At 59.9% G+C, this 16853-nt stretch carries 16 protein-coding genes and 1 pseudogene; 13 read left to right on the top strand and 4 right to left on the bottom strand.

Features of this window, described 5'->3' with window-relative positions; translation table 11 throughout:
* Positions 1–2 precede the first annotated feature (2 nt).
* The 5 genes from BGO16_RS05805 (at position 3) to BGO16_RS05785 (ending at position 4128) form a co-directional block, all read left to right on the top strand.
* Positions 3–461: a CopG family transcriptional regulator gene (locus BGO16_RS05805; protein WP_292617633.1), complete on the top strand. Its 459-nt coding sequence runs from the start codon at positions 3–5 to the stop codon at positions 459–461.
* Positions 462–834: 373 nt separating this feature from the next.
* Positions 835–1578: an SDR family oxidoreductase gene (locus BGO16_RS05800; RefSeq protein WP_292617700.1), complete on the top strand. Its 744-nt coding sequence runs from the start codon at positions 835–837 to the stop codon at positions 1576–1578.
* A 3-nt stretch (positions 1579–1581) separates the two neighbouring features.
* Positions 1582–2289 (top strand): cupin domain-containing protein, encoded by a 708-nt coding sequence (locus BGO16_RS05795; protein WP_292617632.1) that lies wholly within the window; start codon positions 1582–1584, stop codon positions 2287–2289.
* A gap of 181 nt (positions 2290–2470) precedes the next feature.
* The gene (locus BGO16_RS05790; protein ID WP_292617631.1) at positions 2471–3523 is read left to right on the top strand and encodes a DMT family transporter; all 1053 of its coding nucleotides are present in this window, start codon (positions 2471–2473) and stop codon (positions 3521–3523) included.
* 104 nt (positions 3524–3627) lie between these two features.
* Positions 3628–4128, top strand: a complete 501-nt coding sequence (locus BGO16_RS05785; protein WP_292617630.1) for a DUF2938 domain-containing protein — start codon at positions 3628–3630, stop codon at positions 4126–4128.
* Between the two features lie 810 nt (positions 4129–4938).
* On the opposite strand, the gene BGO16_RS05780 is transcribed toward BGO16_RS05785, so the two are convergent.
* A complete protein-coding gene (locus BGO16_RS05780) occupies positions 4939–5892 on the bottom strand; it encodes a LysR substrate-binding domain-containing protein (protein ID WP_292617629.1) in 954 nt (317 codons plus the stop codon).
* A 381-nt stretch (positions 5893–6273) separates the two neighbouring features.
* Here BGO16_RS05780 and BGO16_RS05775 point away from each other — a divergent pair, with 381 nt between their 5' ends.
* From BGO16_RS05775 to BGO16_RS05760, 5 genes and pseudogenes are all read left to right on the top strand, one after another.
* Positions 6274–7467: an MFS transporter gene (locus BGO16_RS05775; RefSeq protein WP_292617699.1), complete on the top strand. Its 1194-nt coding sequence runs from the start codon at positions 6274–6276 to the stop codon at positions 7465–7467.
* Positions 7468–7680: 213 nt separating this feature from the next.
* Entirely contained in the window at positions 7681–8523 is an 843-nt protein-coding gene (locus BGO16_RS05770) for a nitroreductase family protein (protein WP_292617628.1), read from the top strand.
* 264 nt (positions 8524–8787) lie between these two features.
* On the top strand, positions 8788–9903 hold the full coding sequence (locus BGO16_RS05765) for an FAD-dependent oxidoreductase (RefSeq protein WP_292617627.1): 1116 nt from the start codon (positions 8788–8790) through the stop codon (positions 9901–9903).
* Positions 9887–10036 (top strand): annotated as a pseudogene (locus tag BGO16_RS18105) (VOC family protein); the annotation flags it as partial. The gene BGO16_RS05765 and the pseudogene BGO16_RS18105, both read left to right, overlap by 17 nt.
* Positions 10037–10179: 143 nt before the next feature.
* Entirely contained in the window at positions 10180–10764 is a 585-nt protein-coding gene (locus BGO16_RS05760) for a VOC family protein (RefSeq protein ID WP_292617626.1), read from the top strand.
* A gap of 103 nt (positions 10765–10867) precedes the next feature.
* On the opposite strand, the gene BGO16_RS05755 is transcribed toward BGO16_RS05760, so the two are convergent.
* Entirely contained in the window at positions 10868–12196 is a 1329-nt protein-coding gene (locus BGO16_RS05755) for a sensor histidine kinase N-terminal domain-containing protein (protein WP_292617625.1), read from the bottom strand.
* A complete protein-coding gene (locus BGO16_RS05750; RefSeq protein ID WP_292617624.1) occupies positions 12196–12855 on the bottom strand; it encodes a response regulator in 660 nt (219 codons plus the stop codon). The genes BGO16_RS05755 and BGO16_RS05750 overlap by 1 nt, the downstream gene beginning before the upstream one ends.
* Before the next feature lie 100 nt (positions 12856–12955).
* On the opposite strand from BGO16_RS05750, the gene dsbD reads away from it, so the two are divergent.
* From dsbD to BGO16_RS05735, 3 genes are read left to right on the top strand one after another with little or no spacing between them, the layout of a single operon-like run.
* Positions 12956–14764 carry a protein-disulfide reductase DsbD gene (gene dsbD / locus BGO16_RS05745; protein WP_292617623.1) on the top strand — a complete coding sequence of 603 codons (1809 nt, stop codon included), beginning with the start codon at positions 12956–12958 and terminating at the stop codon, positions 14762–14764.
* Between the two features lie 38 nt (positions 14765–14802).
* Complete coding sequence (locus BGO16_RS05740; protein WP_292617698.1) at positions 14803–15438, top strand: DsbA family protein; 636 nt, start codon at positions 14803–14805, stop codon at positions 15436–15438.
* Between the two features lie 12 nt (positions 15439–15450).
* Complete coding sequence (locus BGO16_RS05735) at positions 15451–16101, top strand: L,D-transpeptidase (protein ID WP_292617622.1); 651 nt, start codon at positions 15451–15453, stop codon at positions 16099–16101.
* Between the two features lie 164 nt (positions 16102–16265).
* Here the strand turns inward: BGO16_RS05735 and BGO16_RS05730 are convergent, their stop codons facing one another.
* Positions 16266–16844, bottom strand: a complete 579-nt coding sequence (locus tag BGO16_RS05730) for a peroxidase-related enzyme (RefSeq protein ID WP_292617621.1) — start codon at positions 16842–16844, stop codon at positions 16266–16268.
* Positions 16845–16853 lie beyond the last annotated feature (9 nt).

The raw sequence follows: 16853 nt of genomic DNA, 5'->3' as shown, positions 1-16853 counted from the left end.
TCGTGTCGCAGCCTCCCAAAGCCGGGCGGCCCGGCAAGAAGAGGCGGCTGTCCGTCTATCTCGATCCGGACATCTCACTGCGCCTCGACGACCACGCCGATCGCCGTGAGCAGTCGCGCTCCATGATTGCTGAGGCGGCTATCGTCTCCTTCCTGTCGCCCGACGCCGAAGAGCGTCGGGAAGCCGCGATCGTCAAGCGTCTCGATCGGATCGATCGCATCATTCAACGGCTTGAGCGCGACATCGGCATCACCAATGAGGCACTCGCCATCTTCATTCGCTCCTGGCTGACGTCGACCGCGTCCTTGCCGGAAACCGCCCAGGGCGCCGCCCGCGCAAAGGGTGGCGAGCGCTATGACAAATTCCTCGAAGCGCTCGGCCGGCGCCTCGCCAAGGGGCCACGCTTGCGACAAGAAGTGCCGGAAGATATTCGCGACGAGGCAGGAAAGCTCGGCTTATAGGCTGCAATCGATCTGCAGTTATCTTGTCCGGCGTTGCGGACTATTTCCGGTCCCTCGGTAAGCCGGATTGACGCCAGCATTTTCTCGACTTGCGGCCAGGCGCGTGACGCGCTGGCTGTCAGATGCAAGGGACAGCCCGAACAGTGCCGAGCCTCGTAGCCAGCCCGCGTTCAGGATGATGCTGAAGCAGGTTAAGGTCGGGGACGAGGTGCAGTCGAAGCCGAACGAACGGCCTCCAGCATCACCGTCGTCAAAATGCAGGAAGGAAAGTCGAGAAAGTTTTTCTTTCTTTACGGTGTCGTCCGTTTGCCTGGTGAAGCTGCTCGTGTCGGCCCACTAATCCAGCAGAGAAAAGAGAAAAAGGCTTGCGATGATGCTTCATGGAAAATCGGCGCTGATCACGGGCGGCTCGAGCGGGATCGGTCTCGCCAGCGCGCGCATGCTGCGCGACAACGGCGCGCGTATCGCCATCCTGGGCAGTTCCCAGAACAATCTCGACCACGCCTTGGCTGAGCTTGGCGGCGATGTGCTGGCGATCCAAGGTAATGTCGCGTCGCTCGATGATTTGACGCGGATGCGGGAAGTGCTGAAGAGCGAATTCGGAACGCTCGACATCCTGTTCGCCAATGCCGGCGTGGCGTTCGGCACACCGATCGCGACGACCGACGATGCCAGCTACGCCAGGATGATGGACGTCAATGTGAAAGGTGTCTTCTTTACGGTTCAGGCGATCCTGCCACTTATGCGCGAAGGCGGTTCCATCGTTCTCAACAGCTCATCGCTCAACCAGATGGGCGCGCCGGGTCGCACGATCCTGTCGGCGTCCAAGGCGGCCGTTCGGTCTTTTGCCCGAACCATGTCGGCCGAGCTACTCGACCGAAAGATCCGCGTCAATACGGTCAGCCCCGGCACGATCGAAACACCGATTCATCGCGGTAAGGATCAGAGCGAGGAGGAGTTCCGCAGCTACGTCGAGCGTGTCGGCAAGCAGGTGCCGCTCGGGCGCATGGGTCGGCCGGAAGAGATCGCGGCGGCAGTCCTGTTCCTCGCGAGCGACGCATCGAGCTACATGCTGGGCGCCGAGATCGTAGTCGACGGCGGCAGAGCGGAGTTGTGAGCCATGCTGCTCAACGATGATCTTTCCGGGCGTACCCTTGTTCACGCCGCGGCGCTGGCTTGGGCGCCGAGTCCGGCAAAGGGCGTCAAGCGGCGGATGCTGTTTCGCATTGGTGATGAGGTGGCGCGTGCCACCTCGATCGTGCGCTATGCGCCGGGCAGCCACTTCGCGCGCCACGGCCATCCCGGCGGCGAAGAGTTCCTCGTGCTGGAGGGGACGTTGCAGGACGAGACCGGCGACTTTCCGGTCGGCACCTATGTCCGCAATCCGCCGGGGACCGGACATGCCCCCGGCAGCGAGACCGGATGCACCATCTTCGTCAAGCTGTGGCAGTTCAGGGCCGACGATCGCGAGCGGGTCGTCCGCCTTCCCGGCAAAGGCGCAGTGGCCGGCCTGCGTCCAGGCGTGGCGTCGTCGATGATCTTGTTCGAGGGGGCCGGCGAGCGCGTGATGATGGAAGAATGGCAGCCCGGCGCGGACATCGAGCTGTCCAACCCGGAAGGGCTTGAGCTGTTGGTTCTGGTGGGTGGCTTTATGGATGGAGCCGAGCCGCTGAATCGCTGGAGCTGGTTACGCCTGCCGGCCGGCGAGTCGCTACGCGCGACGGTCGGGCCTGAAGGCGCGCGCGTCTGGTTCAAGTCCGCACCGCTGCTCCACGAGAGCGCGTGCGCTTTCGAGGACACCTCTCGATCTGAGCAGGCCAACAAATGAACGATGCGGAGAGCTTCATCAGCTCGGTCTTTCGGCCGCACCGCGCTGACGAAAGCATAACCGCCGGATGTATAGCCGCCCTTCCTTGGCGAAGAGGCGCTGACTTTTGCCTCTTTCACCCAGTGCGCTCCCATCTTCGGGCGGCCGGCATCTCTTTTGTAGCAATGGGAAAGTTATGCTCATGATGCAGGACTGGAATCCCCGTCGCGACGGGTTGACGGAGCGGGTCGGTGACTATGGCAAGCAACGCCCGGTGGTGCAGTCGATCCTGCTTTATCGAAGTAGGTTTCCGCTGTCGGTCGCACTCATCGGCTCCGGGTTTGCAGGTATGCTTATAGCGCTGCAGTCGCGGGTCAACGGCGGGTTGGGCAGGGAGCTCGGCAATGGATACGTGGCTGCTGCCCTCTCTTTCGGTGCCGGCCTCCTCGTGATGTGCGTCGCTATGCTGATGTCTCGGCAGGGCCGGAGCGGCCTCGCGACGCTGCGCACAGAGCTGACTGTACATCGTCTTCCCGTGTGGGCGCTCTTCGGTGGGGCGGCCGGAGCGTTCTTCGTGCTGGGGCAGGGGCTCATTGCGCCGCTCACCGGATTGGCGCTCTTCACGGTCGGCATCATCGCGGGCCAGGTCGTTGCGGGCCTGATCCTCGATAGTCTCGGACTGGGGCTAGGTGGACGGATCAACCCAACAGCTCTCCGACTAGTGGGAACAGCCCTTGTGGTCGTTGCGGTAGTCGTCTCAGTAAGCGCTGACGTCCAGGCGCTGCGTGCGATGTGGCTTGTGGCATTCCCCATTCTGGCCGGTGCGGGCCTCGCCTGGCAGTCGATGGTGAACGGTCTTCTGCGAGCCTCGGCCCGAAGCGTGATCGCCGCTACCTTTGTGAGTTTCGTCGTCGGCACCGCGGTGCTCGTGGTGGCTGCGTTCATCTCCGTCGCCGTATCCGGGTGGCCCGCCGAGTGGCCGAGTTCGCCCCTGTACTACATTGGAGGATTCGTCGGAACGGTATTCATCGCGATCGCGGCGACGCTTGTGCGGACGGTGGGCGTTCTGCTTCTGAGCATGTCGAACGTGGTGGGTCAGCTCGTCGCGGCAGTAGCCTTCGAAGCGGTCCTTCCGCTTCACGGAGGGCTAACGCCAGGTATGCTCGCCGGATCCTTGATCGCTCTGCTCGCGGTCGTGATTGCGGCGCTCCCGTCGCGTTTGCTGCGAGACGGAAATTCACGTCACCCTCACTGACCGCGAAGGTTGGGCCGGAGGACGCGCGCGTCTGGTTCAAGTCCGCGCCGCTGCTCCACGACGATGTGTGCGCCTCGAGAATGAACCCCAAGCCGGGAGGACGGATGATCGGAGTGGATATCTTCATCAAAGCTGCGCTGATCGGAGCCGGCGGCACTGTTGTCCTCGACCTGTGGGCGCTGATCATGGCGCGGGTGCTCAAGATGCCCGCGACCAACTGGCCGATGGTCGGCCGCTGGATCGGCAACATGCCGCGTGGCCAGTTCGTCCAGGAAAACATGGCCGCGGCCCGGCCGGTGAAGGGCGAGGCCACGATCGGCTGGATCGCTCACTACGCTATCGGCATTGGTTACGGCCTGCTCCTGCTCGCTATCTGGGGGCGGCCGTGGATCGTTCGGCCGACACTCCTGCCGCCGATGACCCTCGCCTGGGCGCTCCTCGTCGCGCCCTACTTCATAATGATGCCGGGCATGGGTTCAGGCATCGCCGGCTCCAAGACGCCCAAGCCCAATGTGGCGCGGCTCAAGAGCGTCGTGGGCCATTCGATTTTCGGGCTCGGCATGTATGCGACCGCCGTAGCGCTGGCGAGCGCCTGGCCGGAGTGACGACGCCTGCCGGGTCGGACTCACGGCGGCCTTAACCGACTCGAGGTTGCCAGTCTGTTACAGGCGTCGGCCGTCGATTTCGCCCTGATCGAGGCCTGCGGCCGCCTTGGCGGCCGCTCTTCACAACCGACGAGGCCGGAGCACAGTGCGACGATGGCTTTGATCTTGGTCCGTCCTGGTATTCGCCGCATATGCAGCCCACCATCGGTGAGCTGGTCAGGGAGCTAAGCCTTCCCGCGTTCGGCCAGAACAGCGAAGGCGACGTGGGATTCGAGCGCACATCGCGGCGAAGGGTCGTGTGCTATCAGGGGTCGGGCAGGAACAGCAGTCGACACGCCTGGTGGGCGGAACCGCCACGCTGGTGCGTGCGCTCGCACGCGATTTGCCGCCGGAGAAGATTTTGCTAGGCGTATGCGTGACCGCGGCGACCCTGGCGGAGAACTGGGTCGCGCTGACGATCGCGCGCACCGATCGAACGTCGAAACGCTCACCGCCGCCCAGGTCATTGCCGCACTGCGTCTCGATCGGGGTGGGCTTTCCATCTTCTCGCTTCCGCGCGAATGTTGAGCGGTGGAAATTGCACGGATGATCAAATTTCACCTCCTTTAGCGTTGTATCCGCGTAGATCAGGCTTACGAACGCGCGACGCGAATGCGTGCCTTTGGATATCTTGTAGACCGGGGGATCAGTGTAAGTCGGGATCGCGGCGGTGTCGATTTGACCTTTATGCATCTGGGAATCCGACCCGTATGGTGATGTCAAAACTTGCCATCACTATGCTGTTGGAACGCCGGATTTAGAAGTTTGGGGCTAAAAGTCTGATCTATCCGAAACAGCCAACCCGGTTTGGTCGGGATCGTCTGTACTGATTCTTAGCAGCCAATCGTGGAAGGCGTTCACCTCGTAGCGCCGCAACGATTTGGGTGCGGCAACAACATAATAGGCCCATTTCACCGGCCAACGATGTTCTGGTAACAGATGGATCAGACGTCCGCTTTCGATCTCCTGCGTAACGTAGCGCTTGCGAACGAGTGCAACACCTTGCGCTGCAACCACAGCGTGGATTACAGCGGCCGTGGAATTGATCTTGAGGCCGCGATCCGTGGGCGCATGGTTCAGGCCCAAGCGAGCCAGCCATTCCTGCCATGTCGGGAAGTCACCACCCGGATGCGGGGTAGCGTCATGGATCAGGGTCTGCGCGGCGATCCAGCCTGCTGTGACCTCGCTGTCGGTCGGCAGTAGCTGGTGGTGACAGACGGCGATGATTTCTTCGTCCATGAGGCGGGTGGCTTTCAAGCCTTTCCATGATCCTAGGCCACAGCGTATGCCGATGTCGGCTTCGCCTTGCGTAAGATCGATGACGCGATCCGATACGTCGAGTCGAACATCGATCGCTGGATAGGTGGTCGTGAAGTCATCGAGCCGGCACAAAAGCCAGTTGGCCACCAACGCCTGAGAAGCTGTGACCACCACAACCGACCGCGCCTTGCGTCCCTGCAGTTTCTTCAATCCGGATTCCAGTCGGTCGAGGCCCTGCGCGATGTCCTCCAACGCCTCTTGCGCCTCTTCCACCGGCGTCAGGCGCTCAGCGCCGGAGCGTGTCCGCCGGAACAGGGGATAGCCCACCCAGTCCTCCAGCGAGCGCACGAGCTGACCGACAGCGGCGGGTGTGACGTCGAGTTCGGACGCGGCGCCGACAAAGCTGCCGTGCCGGGCGGACGCCTCCAAAGCTTGAAGGGATTTCAACCGGGTCAGAAATCTCATGTCGCCAATATAGCTGGCGCGAGCCAGACGAGAAAGTTTTTCTTTCTTTACGGTGTCGTCCGTTTGCCTGGTGAAGTTGCTCGTGTCGGGCCACTAACTCGGGCCAAGAAAGAGAAAAAGGCTTGCAATTATGCTGTACGGAAAAACGGCGCTGATCACGGGCGGATCGAGCCCACAGCGGAAGATGTGGCACACATCGGCCGTAGCGGTGCGCGCAGAGGCAGATCCTCGAGGGCATGTTGCTAGTCGCTTTGATGCGAACCGGCGAGTTCCGCAAGGCGCTAGATCATCGCCGCCCTCAGCCCTTCACAACACGATACGTGTTTACGCTGTCAAATCGAGGCTTAAATGACAATTTCCCAAGTCATCGAGAAGGGATCGATGACACCGGTGCTTCGTTTCGAGCGCAGCAATGTCGTGAGACTCGCGATCGCGCAGGCACTGGGCGGTGCGAATTCCGCCGTCATATACGCCACCGGTGCGGTAGTGGGGGATATGCTGGCACCCGCCAAAGCGCTGGCAACGCTTCCGATCTCGATTTTTGTGGTCGGAATGGCCGCTTCCACATTGCCTGCCGGAGTGATCACCCAATGTTTTGGCCGGCGCACGACTTTCATGATCGGGACGGGATGCGGGGTCCTCGCCGGATTGGTCGGTTCCCTGGCGATCCTGTATGCCTCTTTCTGGTTGTTCTGTGCGTCAGCCTTTCTCGGAGGCATTTACGCTGCTGTTGTGTTGTCCTTTCGTTTCGCGGCCACCGATAGCGCCGCGCCGGAACGACGGCCGCGCGCGTTGTCGGCGGTGATGGCGGGCGGAGTCTTTGCGGGCGTGATCGGACCACAGGTCGTCACGTACACGATGGACCAGTGGCAACCCTATCTGTTCGTCGTCACCTACCTGGCACAGGCAGCGTTCGCCGCACTTTCGTTACTGGTGCTCATCGGTGTTCGACTGCCGATGCCGACCGCGGCGGATACCGAGGGAAGTCGTCCTCTCTCGGTTATTGCGCGGCAGCAGCGCTTTATCGGCGCGGTCGTCTGCGGTGTCGTGTCCTATCTACTGATGAACTTTCTTATGACGGCTGCGCCGCTTGCGATGAAGTTCTGCAATCTCTCGCAGGAATCCGCCAATCTTGGGATGCAATGGCACGTGATAGCCATGTATGCCCCGAGCTTCTGGACGGGTAGGCTGATCATCCGGTTCGGCGCGCCGAAGGTGGTGGCCACGGGCATGGTGCTCATTGCCGCGTCGGCGGCGATAGGTCTCCTCGGCATCGAAGTCGCGCACTTCTGGGCAACTCTGGTCCTTCTGGGTGCCGGTTGGAATTTCGGTTTCGTGGGCGCTTCTGCAATGGTGCTTGAATGCCACCGACCGGAAGAGAAGGCACGCGTCCAGTCGCTGAACGATTTTATCGTGTTCGGCGCGATGGCGTTCGGCTCGTTTGTATCGGGAGGACTTCTCTCGGAGTACGGCTGGAACACAATCTTGTGGATCTCGTTCCTGCCTCTCATCTTTGCTGTCGGGGCATTGGTGTTGGCGTTTCCTCGTCCCATCCACGCAGATGCGGCGAGCTGATGTGGAGAAACCAAAGCAACACTCGAAAGAATAAAAGAAGGATACCGGGCGTCGCTTGCTGGCTACTCCTGGAATGACTTCAAGCTCAGCGGTTCGAGGCATTCGCTGCGGAACGTCAAACTAGCCGCGTACTTCCTGACCGCGCTCCGTGGCGCTTTTCTTTAGCGTGATTGCCTGTAGTTCTCGTTGTGGCGACAACATCGGAGTTTCAGAATGCCCTCAGTAACCAGCCTACTCCACGAGCGCTTCGGTTCCGATACCGATAGTCCAGAGAGCGGGGAGTGTGTCCAATCCGTTCATCAACAGTTGGCGAGACGCGGTTCCGTCCGAAAGTTTCGGCCGGACGCAGTTCCGGATCGAACCTTGAGGCGGCTTTGCGCATTGGCGTTGTGTGCACCCACCAAGAGCGACCTCCAACAACGTGACATCGTTATTGTTGATGAACCCTCGTTGAGAGCCCAGATTTTAGGGCCCCTCGCTGAGGGACCTCTCGGTCAGAGGTGGCTCGTGGACGTACCGAACCTACTCATCTTCTGTGGCAACAATCGGCGACAACGTCGTATCCATGCGCTGCGCGACAGGCCGTTCGCAAACGACCATCTGGACGCTTTCTTCAATGCCGCTGTAGATGCAGGCATCGCACTGTCTGCATTCGTCATCGCAGCCGAGGCTGATGGTTTGGGAGTCTGTCCGATCAGCGCCATTCGAAACGAACCGATTGCGGTGTCCCGGCTATTGAGGCTACCCGACCACGTGTTTCCAGTGGCCGGTCTTGCGGTAGGGTACCCAGCCGAGGAACCGAAACGGAGCATGCGGCTTCCACTTTCAGTGACAGTGCACCGCAATGCGTATTCTGAAACCGGGCTGGATGAAGCTATCAGCGCATATGACTTGCGGCGTGAGATGGCGCAACCCTATTCGACACAACGCTCTTGGAAGGAGTTCGGAATGGCAAAAAGTTATGGCTGGTCCGAAGACAAGGCGCGGCAATATGCGCGCGCGGAACGCGCCGACTTTGGGCAATTTGTTCGCCAGATCGGCTTCAAGTTGGATTGATCGCATCCGACTTGAATGCCAGCCGCCTCGGGGGCTGAGTGCCGCTCGCTAGACTCGGCCACACTGCCAGAGACAGGGCAGCGCAGGCCCCCGAAGCTTCCGAAAACTGCCCTCTTGCTGATGAGAAGAGTTGTGGCGTTGCGGAGCTTTGCGGTGGAGAGGCGCAGCGGCTGAGGATAGCCCAAATTAAAGAGCCGCTATTCGAGATTTGATGTTCAGGCTTCAATCAATTGGCTGGGGTTGCCTATTCTTAAGGTTCTTGATGTGACTAGAAGTGAAGTTGCTATTGTGGGTGGCGGCCTGGCCGGTCTCTATGCTGCGCGTCTGTTACATAAGGCAGGTGTCAATTTTATTTTGTTGGAAGCCCGCGACCGACTTGGTGGCCGAATCCTCTCGGTCAATGCGTCGGGCCGATCCAGCGAAGATGGATTCGACCTCGGTCCATCCTGGTACTGGCCACAAATGCAGCCTGCGATGGGAGCGCTGGTCGAAGAGCTTGGGCTTCCGACCTTTAACCAGAACAGCGACGGAGACGTGGTTTTTGAGCGGATGTCCCGCGAAACCCCTCAGCGCTATCGGGGAACTGGCGCAGATCAGCAGTCTATACGTTTGGTCGGCGGCACGGCAGCCTTGGTGCGTGCGCTCGCGCTTGAGTTGCCATCCGAGAAGCTTTTGCTCGGCATGCGCGTGACGGCGATGACCCTGGTCAGCGGCGGTGTCGAACTGACGATCTCGCGTGCTAATGGAGCAACCAGAAAGTATGTAGCCCAAAGAGCGATCGCCGCGTTGCCGCCCCGGCTGCTTGAGGCAACTGTGGTATTCACACCGGGCCAAGAAGCGGCGACAGCGCAGCTCTGGCGCGAAACAGCCACATGGATGGCGCCCCACGCCAAGTTCTTTGCACTTTACGACCGTCCGTTCTGGCGCGATTCAGACCTGTCAGGCACGGCGCAGAGCATGGTGGGACCGATGGTCGAAATGCACGATGCGACCACCGCGTCCGGCAGCGCCGCGCTTTTTGGGTTCCTCGGGGTTGGAGCCGAACAGCGTGCGGCCCTTGGCGAAGAGGAACTGACGCGGGCTTGTCTCGCCCAGTTGGCTCGCATTTTTGGATCGGAGGCATCTGTGCCCCGCGCGACGCTGCTCAAGGATTGGGCTTCCGATCCTCTGACCGCGACGGCGGCGGATCGTGGTTCGGGCGGTCATCTCGTGCCCGGTGGCGCCGTTTGGGTGTCCCGGCCATGGCAAGAACGGCTTGCTTTGGCTGGCAGTGAGACCAGTCCGTCCGAGCCTGGCTATTTGGCCGGTGCCGTGGAGGCGGCGAAGCGAGCCGCCGCAGAAATTCTCTCGAAGCTGCAGGTCAATGACCAGCATGGATAAGCCATCTGCCGACGCGGTGATATGCATGTCTCGCCGGATCGACCATGTGGTGGTGGCCGTCCACGACCTTGATGCCGCAGGAGCCTTCTATCAAAGACTTGGCTTTCAGGTCGGTGGACGCAACCACCATCCCTGGGGTACCGAAAACCGGCTGATCCAGTTCAATAACGCGTTCATCGAATTGATAGCTGTCGGTTCCTTCCCAATCATAAGGCTAGGCGGTTCAGCTTCGGTGCATTCGTCCGCGACTATCTTCGTCGCCGCGAGGGTTTGGCGATGCTGGCGCTGGATAGCCAGAATGCGAAAGCCGACGCGGCGCTGTTTGCCCACGAAGGAATCGGACGATTCGAACCGTTCTTCTTCGAACGAAAAGCCCGGCGTCCTGATGGAAGTGAAACCCATGTTGCGTTCACGCTTGCCTTTGCCAGCAGCGATAATGCTCCGGAATGCGGCTTCTTTGTTTGTCAACAGCACCTCCCGGAACATTTCTGGAATCCGGAATTCCAATCCCATCATAATGGAGCGCTAAACATTGCTGCCGTCGGCATGACCGCTGGGTATCCCGAGATGTATCAAAAATTCCTCGCCGCCTTCTGCGGATCGAAAGCGGCGCGCGATCCAGATGCGAACTTATCGATTAAGTTATGCAGTGGACGACTGAAAATCCTCGCTGATGCCACCCGAGAGCCAGAGTTGCGGCTGAACTCCATCACGATCACCTTGCCGGACGTCAATTTGCAAGCTCAATTGCTGAACGACACAGGAGTCCATTTTCAGATTGCGAAGAACGCTCTGATTGTTCCGCGCGAAGAAGCCTTTGGACTTGATTTGCGGTTCGAGCACGATGTTGCTTTCCCTTGAGCTGATATGGCTCAGAATCTGTCTGTCAATGCGCGCGTACTTTACATTGAAATAACCAGGTGCTGGTGCTGCCAGCCGGATGCGTCGGAGCCAAGAAGCAGCATTAGGCTTGACGCAGAACTTCGGCCCGAAGGCCTTTGGTGTCGGTTCGATTCTTCAAAAGGAGTCGTGCGCCGATGCGCTCGAGCGCAAGCTGGGAGATCGTCAGACCCAGGCCACTGCCCACGGCACTCTTGAATTGGCCACGAAAGAAGCGGGTGCCAACTTGGGACAATTCATTCTCGGGAATGCCGGGGCCCTCATCCTCGACGACGATGTCGTTCGGTGACGAGCCCAGCCTCCAGCGCACGTTGCCGGAAGGCATATGTTGGATCGCATTCTCATGCAGATTGCGAATAGCCAATTCCAGGCATTCGCGATTGACCACCCACGTCAGCGTGGCCAGCCGTTCATCAACCGACACCGTGACGGCGTCAGGCCTTGCCGTGGCCGCTGCGATTTCGTCAATCAAGCCACCGATCGCTATGGTCTCGGAACCTTGATCTTCAACACCGGCGTCAAGTCGCGCGATTGCGAGCAATTGACGAACCAACCGTGACGTCCGATCGACTGAAACGAGAATCTGCCGAAGGGCACGCTTCATGACCAGTGGATCGTCGGCCGCGATCGCAACCTGGGCTTGAGCTTTGAGGCCTGCCAGAGGCGTGCGTAGTTCGTGTGCCGCAAATGCTGTCAGATCGCGTTCGTGACGCCGGGCCAGGTCCATTTTTGCAAACAATTGGTTGAGTGCGTCGGTAAGGGGCCGAACCTCGGAAGGCGTTGATGTCACATTGACGGGGCTCATATCGTCCACCTTCCGATGAGCGAGATCGTGCGTGATCCACGTCAACGGGCGAAACCCACGATTCAGGCTGAGCCAGATAAGGATGCCGAGCAGGGGGATAATGAGCAGGGCGGGCCAAAGCAGACCTTTAACCAGATCGCCAACCAGGCGTTCTCGAAATCCGAGCCGGTCTCCCACAAGAACGCGAACCCCCTTGCTTGCGTCCTCGACGGCATAGACGCGCCATGCCTCACCATTGATTTCGTGATCGGAAAATCCTGATTTGCGATCAGTCAGGACGCCCTCCGGAGCACCGCTGGACTTGGCGATCAATTGTCCATCGAGCGACCAGATCTGACAGGAGAGTTGCCGTTCGTAACCTGACAAAGGAATCGGATTGAATGTTTTCGGATTCGTGTCATCCACAGGCGAACGGTCAAGACCTTCCGCCAGTGATGCCACCATTCGGGCTGCTTCCTGCAATCGCGTATCGAGAACATGTTCTAATTCACGCTGACTGCTGATGTAGATCCATGAAACGGCCGCAAGCCAAATCAGGCCGGTCGCACTGATCAGAATGATGAACAGGCGGAGACGAAGTGACGTCATCAGACGGCCCTCATCCGATAACCGAGACCGCGGACGGTTTCGATGGCCTCGCGGCCGATCTTGTTGCGCAGGTGATGGATGTGCACTTCCACGGCATTGCTCTCGACATCGTCATCCCAGCCGTACAGCCTCTCCTCGAGGTCGCTCCTTGACCTGACCACTCTGGGACGTTCCATCAGTGCCGCGAGCACCGCAAATTCGCGCCGCGACAGTTGGACAAGCCTTCCATCGACCGTAACGGAGGCTTCAGTCGGATCGACGCGGATGGCGCCATGAACGAGAAAAGCATCAGCACGTCCCTCGCTGCGGCGAGTGATGGCCCGAAGACGCGCGGCGAGTTCATCCAGATCGAACGGTTTGACGAGGTAATCATCGGCCCCAGCGTCAAGGCCGGATACGCGGTCGGAGATTTCGTCGCGAGCGGTCAGGAGCAATACCGGAATCGTCTCCTTGCGTGCTCGCATTTCGGAAAGCACGTCGATACCACTGCCGTCGGGTAACATGATGTCGAGGACGATTGCGGCGAAGCGCGTTGTGCTTACCGCGGCAAGAGCGTCCGCGCAGGTCCCTACGCAGTCCACGCTCGCGCCGCCGAGCGCGAGACCGACGCGTACGGCGTCAGCAATGATCGGATCGTCCTCGACAACGAGAATTCGCATCGAAATGGTCTCCGGAGGCAAGGTCGACGCCTTGGCTTAAGGCTGCCTTAAGGTGGGAGAGACGGTTGGGAGGCGGGTTTGTTGGAAGATTCGCCGGATCATGCTCTCTCGATTGTTACCTGCCGCGCTGTTCGCTGTCTTGTCCTCGATCTCGCTCGGGGTGATCAACCCCGCCGTCGCCTCGGAGACGGGCCGACCGCCGTTCACGTTGAAGGCTGGGCGCGGGGACGATGGAAGCCTGCTTCTCACGTGGAACATCGGCGATGGTAATTACCTCTACCGTGACAAAATCAAGGTCGTCGCGTCGAACGTGGATATTCCGGTCTCGACCCCAAGGGGAAAGGTCAAGGACGACGTCAATTTCGGTTCAGTCGAAGTGTACCACCGGACGCTTCAGGCCGCGGTCGAAGGAAGCGCATTGAAAAGAGTCGACGAGGTTCGTGTCACGTTTCAGGGATGTTCGGAGCGCGGCATCTGTTTTCCTCCCATGACCAGGATCGTCGATCTTGCGACGTTGCAGGTGAAGGCGGGAAGCAGTGCCGCCAGACCGACGGAGTCCGGGTCCGTCATAACAGCGTGGGAGCCTCCTCCCTCGAACGGGCCTGTAACACCGCAATCGCCAGGCCTTTCGGATTTTTTCGACCAGCCAGCAGGTTGGAGGATGCTGATCATCAGCTTTCTTGGCTTCGGGTTGCTGCTTGCTTTTACGCCGTGCGTATTGCCGATGGTGCCGATCCTCGCCGGCATGCTGTCGCGGTCCCGTGAACCTCTTTCCGCGATTCGTGGCTTCGCTTTATCGACGACCTACGCCGTGGCCATGGCATTGGCCTACGCAGGGCTTGGCGTCGTAGCGGCCTGGTCCGGGCAAAACCTCCAGATCGTCCTGCAGACGCCGTACGCACTTGTATCCATGGCGGCGATCTATGTGGCGCTCGCTTTGTCGAGCTTTGGACTCTTCGAATTGCGTATCCCGGTACTAACGCCGAATCGTGTGTCAAATGCTCCGCGCACTGCGCTCGGGTCGTTTGTTGGAGCGGCGATCCTTGGATTTACATCCGCGCTCATCGTTGGTCCATGCGTGACCCCACCTCTTGCGGCGGCTCTTCTTTATGTGGGTCAGACCGGGGACGTTGCGCGAGGCGCCGCCGCGCTCTTTGCGCTGGGATTGGGCATGGGTCTCCCGCTCATCGTCGTGGGAACCTTCGGCTCCGGCATCCTGCCACGTTCGGGCGCCTGGCTGTTGGCAAGCCGTCAATTGTTCGGAGTCCTTTTCCTTGGCGTAGCAGCTTTTCTCATCGGTCGCATCGTGCCGCCGGCCTTGTCTCTGGCGATCTGGGCGGCGCTTCTAATTGGTGCCGGGGTTTTCCTCGGGGCGTTCGATTCGTTACGGCAACGCGCAGGTGCGGTTGTTCGCCTGAGAAAGGCAAGCGGCATTCTGGCTGTCGTCTATGGCGCGACCCTTTTGGTTGGCGCCGCCGCCGGTGCGGACGATCCTTTGCGTCCCCTCGCGTTTGCAAACGGTGGATCGAACAATCAGCGCGTCATGCCCGTGACGACAATCAACTCGCCAGCGGCACTGGACGAGGCAATACGCGACGCGCGCGATCAGGGCCGCGTCGCGATGATCGATTTCGCCGCAGAATGGTGCACGGCATGCAAGACCTTCGAAAGGAATGTCCTTGCCGATCCGGATATTCAGCGAAAGCTCCATGGCGTCACGATCATCCGTGCGGATGTTACCGCGATCAACACGGATACGGTCGAGCTGATGCGCCGCTATGGCGTCGTGGGACCGCCGACCTTGGTGTTCGTGAGCCCTCGCAATAGCGAAGAAATCAAATCGGCGCGTTCGGTCGGAGAAACCTCCGTCGCGGAATTCGGTCGAAAGATCGATCTCGCGATCCGTTGAAATTCTAACCACACAGCTTCCGGAGACAAATCATGCCCATTTCCCGCAGAGACGCGCTTGTCATTGGCGCCGTTGGATTGCTGCCTATCCTCGCAAACGTCGTTGTGACGCAGCAAACGTGGGCGGCCCAGGAAATCGACGTCAATGGAATTCTGCACGATCCGGAGGCGCCAGAGTCCGGAAACTCGAAAGGCGATCTCACGATCGTGGCGTTCTTTGATTACAATTGTCCGTTCTGCAAAAAGGCGGAGCCAGATCTTGAGAAGGTTGTGAAAGAGGACGGAAAAATACGCCTGGTGTACAAGGACTGGCCGATCCTGACCGAGGCGTCGGTCTACGGAGCCCAAATTGCCTTGGGTGCGAAGTACCAGGGGAGGTATCAGGCGGCTCACGACGCGCTGATGAGGATTCCAGGATCGAAAGTCGACAAGGCGGGAATGACCAAAGCAGTCCAGGCCGCTGGGGTCGATATGGAACGGCTGGAGGCCGATATCCACGCGAACGCGGAGGCAATCAGCGGGTTGCTTCACCGCACGCACGCCCAGGCGGAATCGATGGGGTTGATGGGGACACCGGTCTACTTGATCGGGCAGTTCAAGGTGGCGGCAGCCCTTGATGCGGCGAAATTCCGCGAGGTTGTGTCGCAGGCGCGGGAACGGCAGGCCGGGCGCTAGGGGATGTCCGGTATGGATGTGAAGTGCTGCCGCGTTGCATTAGCGGTGACGTTGCTGGCTTTGTTGACGGGTTGCGTGACGGCAACGGGGCCATCGGCTGCTCCCTCGGCGCTCGTTCCGGTCAATGTCGAAGCTCGCTACGGCAATTCTCCAAACGAGAAATTCGATGTGGCGGCAATTGATCCAGCCGACTTGCGCCCTGAGTACGTCCGCCAACTCGTCGATTTTAAAGGGAGTGAATCGCCCGGAACGATCGTCGTCGATCCACGCAATCGTTTCCTGTATCTCGTGATGGAAAATGGCGAGGCGCTGCGATACGGGGTCGGCGTGGGCAAGGCGGGACTCGAGTTCACCGGGAAGGCCAACGTCGGGCGCAAAGCGGCTTGGCCGCACTGGACGCCGACGCCCAACATGATTCATCGTGAGCCTGATCGATACGCGAAATGGGCAAGCGGAATGGAAGGCGGTGCTGCCAATCCGCTTGGTGCGCGCGCTCTCTATCTCTACAAGGATAGCAAGGATACGCTTTTCCGGATTCACGGCACCAACGAGCCGAAAACGATCGGTCATGCCGTATCGTCCGGCTGTATCCGGATGCTAAATCAAGATGTGATCGACTTGTATAGCCGGGTGCCCATAGGGGCAAACGTTGTGGTTCGCTGAGGGAAGCTATACGGATGATCGTCCGGCACGCGTCGTGTTCGGATGCAGGTACCTGAAAACCGACCACCATCTTTGGATTGGCGCCGTGAGCGGCCGCACCGGTGCGGCGGCTCGTGCGCAAGGAATCTAGCCAATTCAAGAACACATATCTCGTAGCTCTTCTCTCAAGCGCGGCCCATAGAATAAAATTCGACGTTCGGGCGCATGCTCGTGACGTTCGCCAAACGGTTCGACAGACCGAAGAAGGCTGCGATGGCCGCGATGTCCCAGGCGTCCTCCTCGTCGAAGCCATGGGTCTTGAGCGTCTCAATATCAGCATCTCGGACCAGTTGCGCGGACTGGCTGACCTTCATCGCGAAATCGAGCATCGCCTTCTGCCGATCTGTGATGTCGGCCTTGCGGTAATTGACCGCGACCTGGTCGGCGATCAGCGGGTCCTTGGCGCGGATGCGCAGGATCGCGCCATGCGCGACGACGCAATACTGGCACTGGTTCACGTTGGAGGTCGCCACGACAATCATCTCGCGCTCGGCTTTGCTGAGATTGCCGGGCTTGTCCATCAGTGCATCATGATAGGCAAAGAAGGCGCGAAACTCTTCGGGACGGTGGGCCAGCACCAAGAACACGTTGGGAATGAAGCCGGACTTCTCCTGCACCGCCTCGATGCGTTCACGTATGTCAGCAGGCATGTCGGCAAGGCTGGGGACAGGGAAGCGGCTGACGGGACGGTCGTCGGTCGACATTGAATCCTC

It is taken from the genome of Nitrobacter sp. 62-23, from assembly GCF_001897285.1.
In the GTDB taxonomy this organism is placed as follows: domain Bacteria; phylum Pseudomonadota; class Alphaproteobacteria; order Rhizobiales; family Xanthobacteraceae; genus Nitrobacter.
This window is presented reverse-complemented; position numbering and strand designations above follow the sequence as displayed.

What these genes read in the sequence shown, in the direction of transcription:
- BGO16_RS05785 (WP_292617630.1), top strand. Translation starts at nt 3,628, where the DNA reads ATGATCGGAGTGGATATCTTCATCAAAGCTGCGCTGATCGGAGCCGGC.
- BGO16_RS05760 (WP_292617626.1), top strand. Translation starts at nt 10,180, where the DNA reads ATGCTGGCGCTGGATAGCCAGAATGCGAAAGCCGACGCGGCGCTGTTT.
- dsbD (WP_292617623.1), top strand. Translation starts at nt 12,956, where the DNA reads ATGCTCTCTCGATTGTTACCTGCCGCGCTGTTCGCTGTCTTGTCCTCG.
- BGO16_RS05795 (WP_292617632.1), top strand. Translation starts at nt 1,582, where the DNA reads ATGCTGCTCAACGATGATCTTTCCGGGCGTACCCTTGTTCACGCCGCG.
- BGO16_RS05755 (WP_292617625.1), bottom strand. Translation starts at nt 12,196, where the DNA reads ATGACGTCACTTCGTCTCCGCCTGTTCATCATTCTGATCAGTGCGACC.
- BGO16_RS05775 (WP_292617699.1), top strand. Translation starts at nt 6,274, where the DNA reads ATGACACCGGTGCTTCGTTTCGAGCGCAGCAATGTCGTGAGACTCGCG.
- BGO16_RS05790 (WP_292617631.1), top strand. Translation starts at nt 2,471, where the DNA reads ATGATGCAGGACTGGAATCCCCGTCGCGACGGGTTGACGGAGCGGGTC.
- BGO16_RS05730 (WP_292617621.1), bottom strand. Translation starts at nt 16,844, where the DNA reads ATGTCGACCGACGACCGTCCCGTCAGCCGCTTCCCTGTCCCCAGCCTT.
- BGO16_RS05800 (WP_292617700.1), top strand. Translation starts at nt 835, where the DNA reads ATGCTTCATGGAAAATCGGCGCTGATCACGGGCGGCTCGAGCGGGATC.
- BGO16_RS05750 (WP_292617624.1), bottom strand. Translation starts at nt 12,855, where the DNA reads ATGCGAATTCTCGTTGTCGAGGACGATCCGATCATTGCTGACGCCGTA.
- BGO16_RS05780 (WP_292617629.1), bottom strand. Translation starts at nt 5,892, where the DNA reads ATGAGATTTCTGACCCGGTTGAAATCCCTTCAAGCTTTGGAGGCGTCC.
- BGO16_RS05770 (WP_292617628.1), top strand. Translation starts at nt 7,681, where the DNA reads ATGCCCTCAGTAACCAGCCTACTCCACGAGCGCTTCGGTTCCGATACC.
- BGO16_RS05735 (WP_292617622.1), top strand. Translation starts at nt 15,451, where the DNA reads ATGGATGTGAAGTGCTGCCGCGTTGCATTAGCGGTGACGTTGCTGGCT.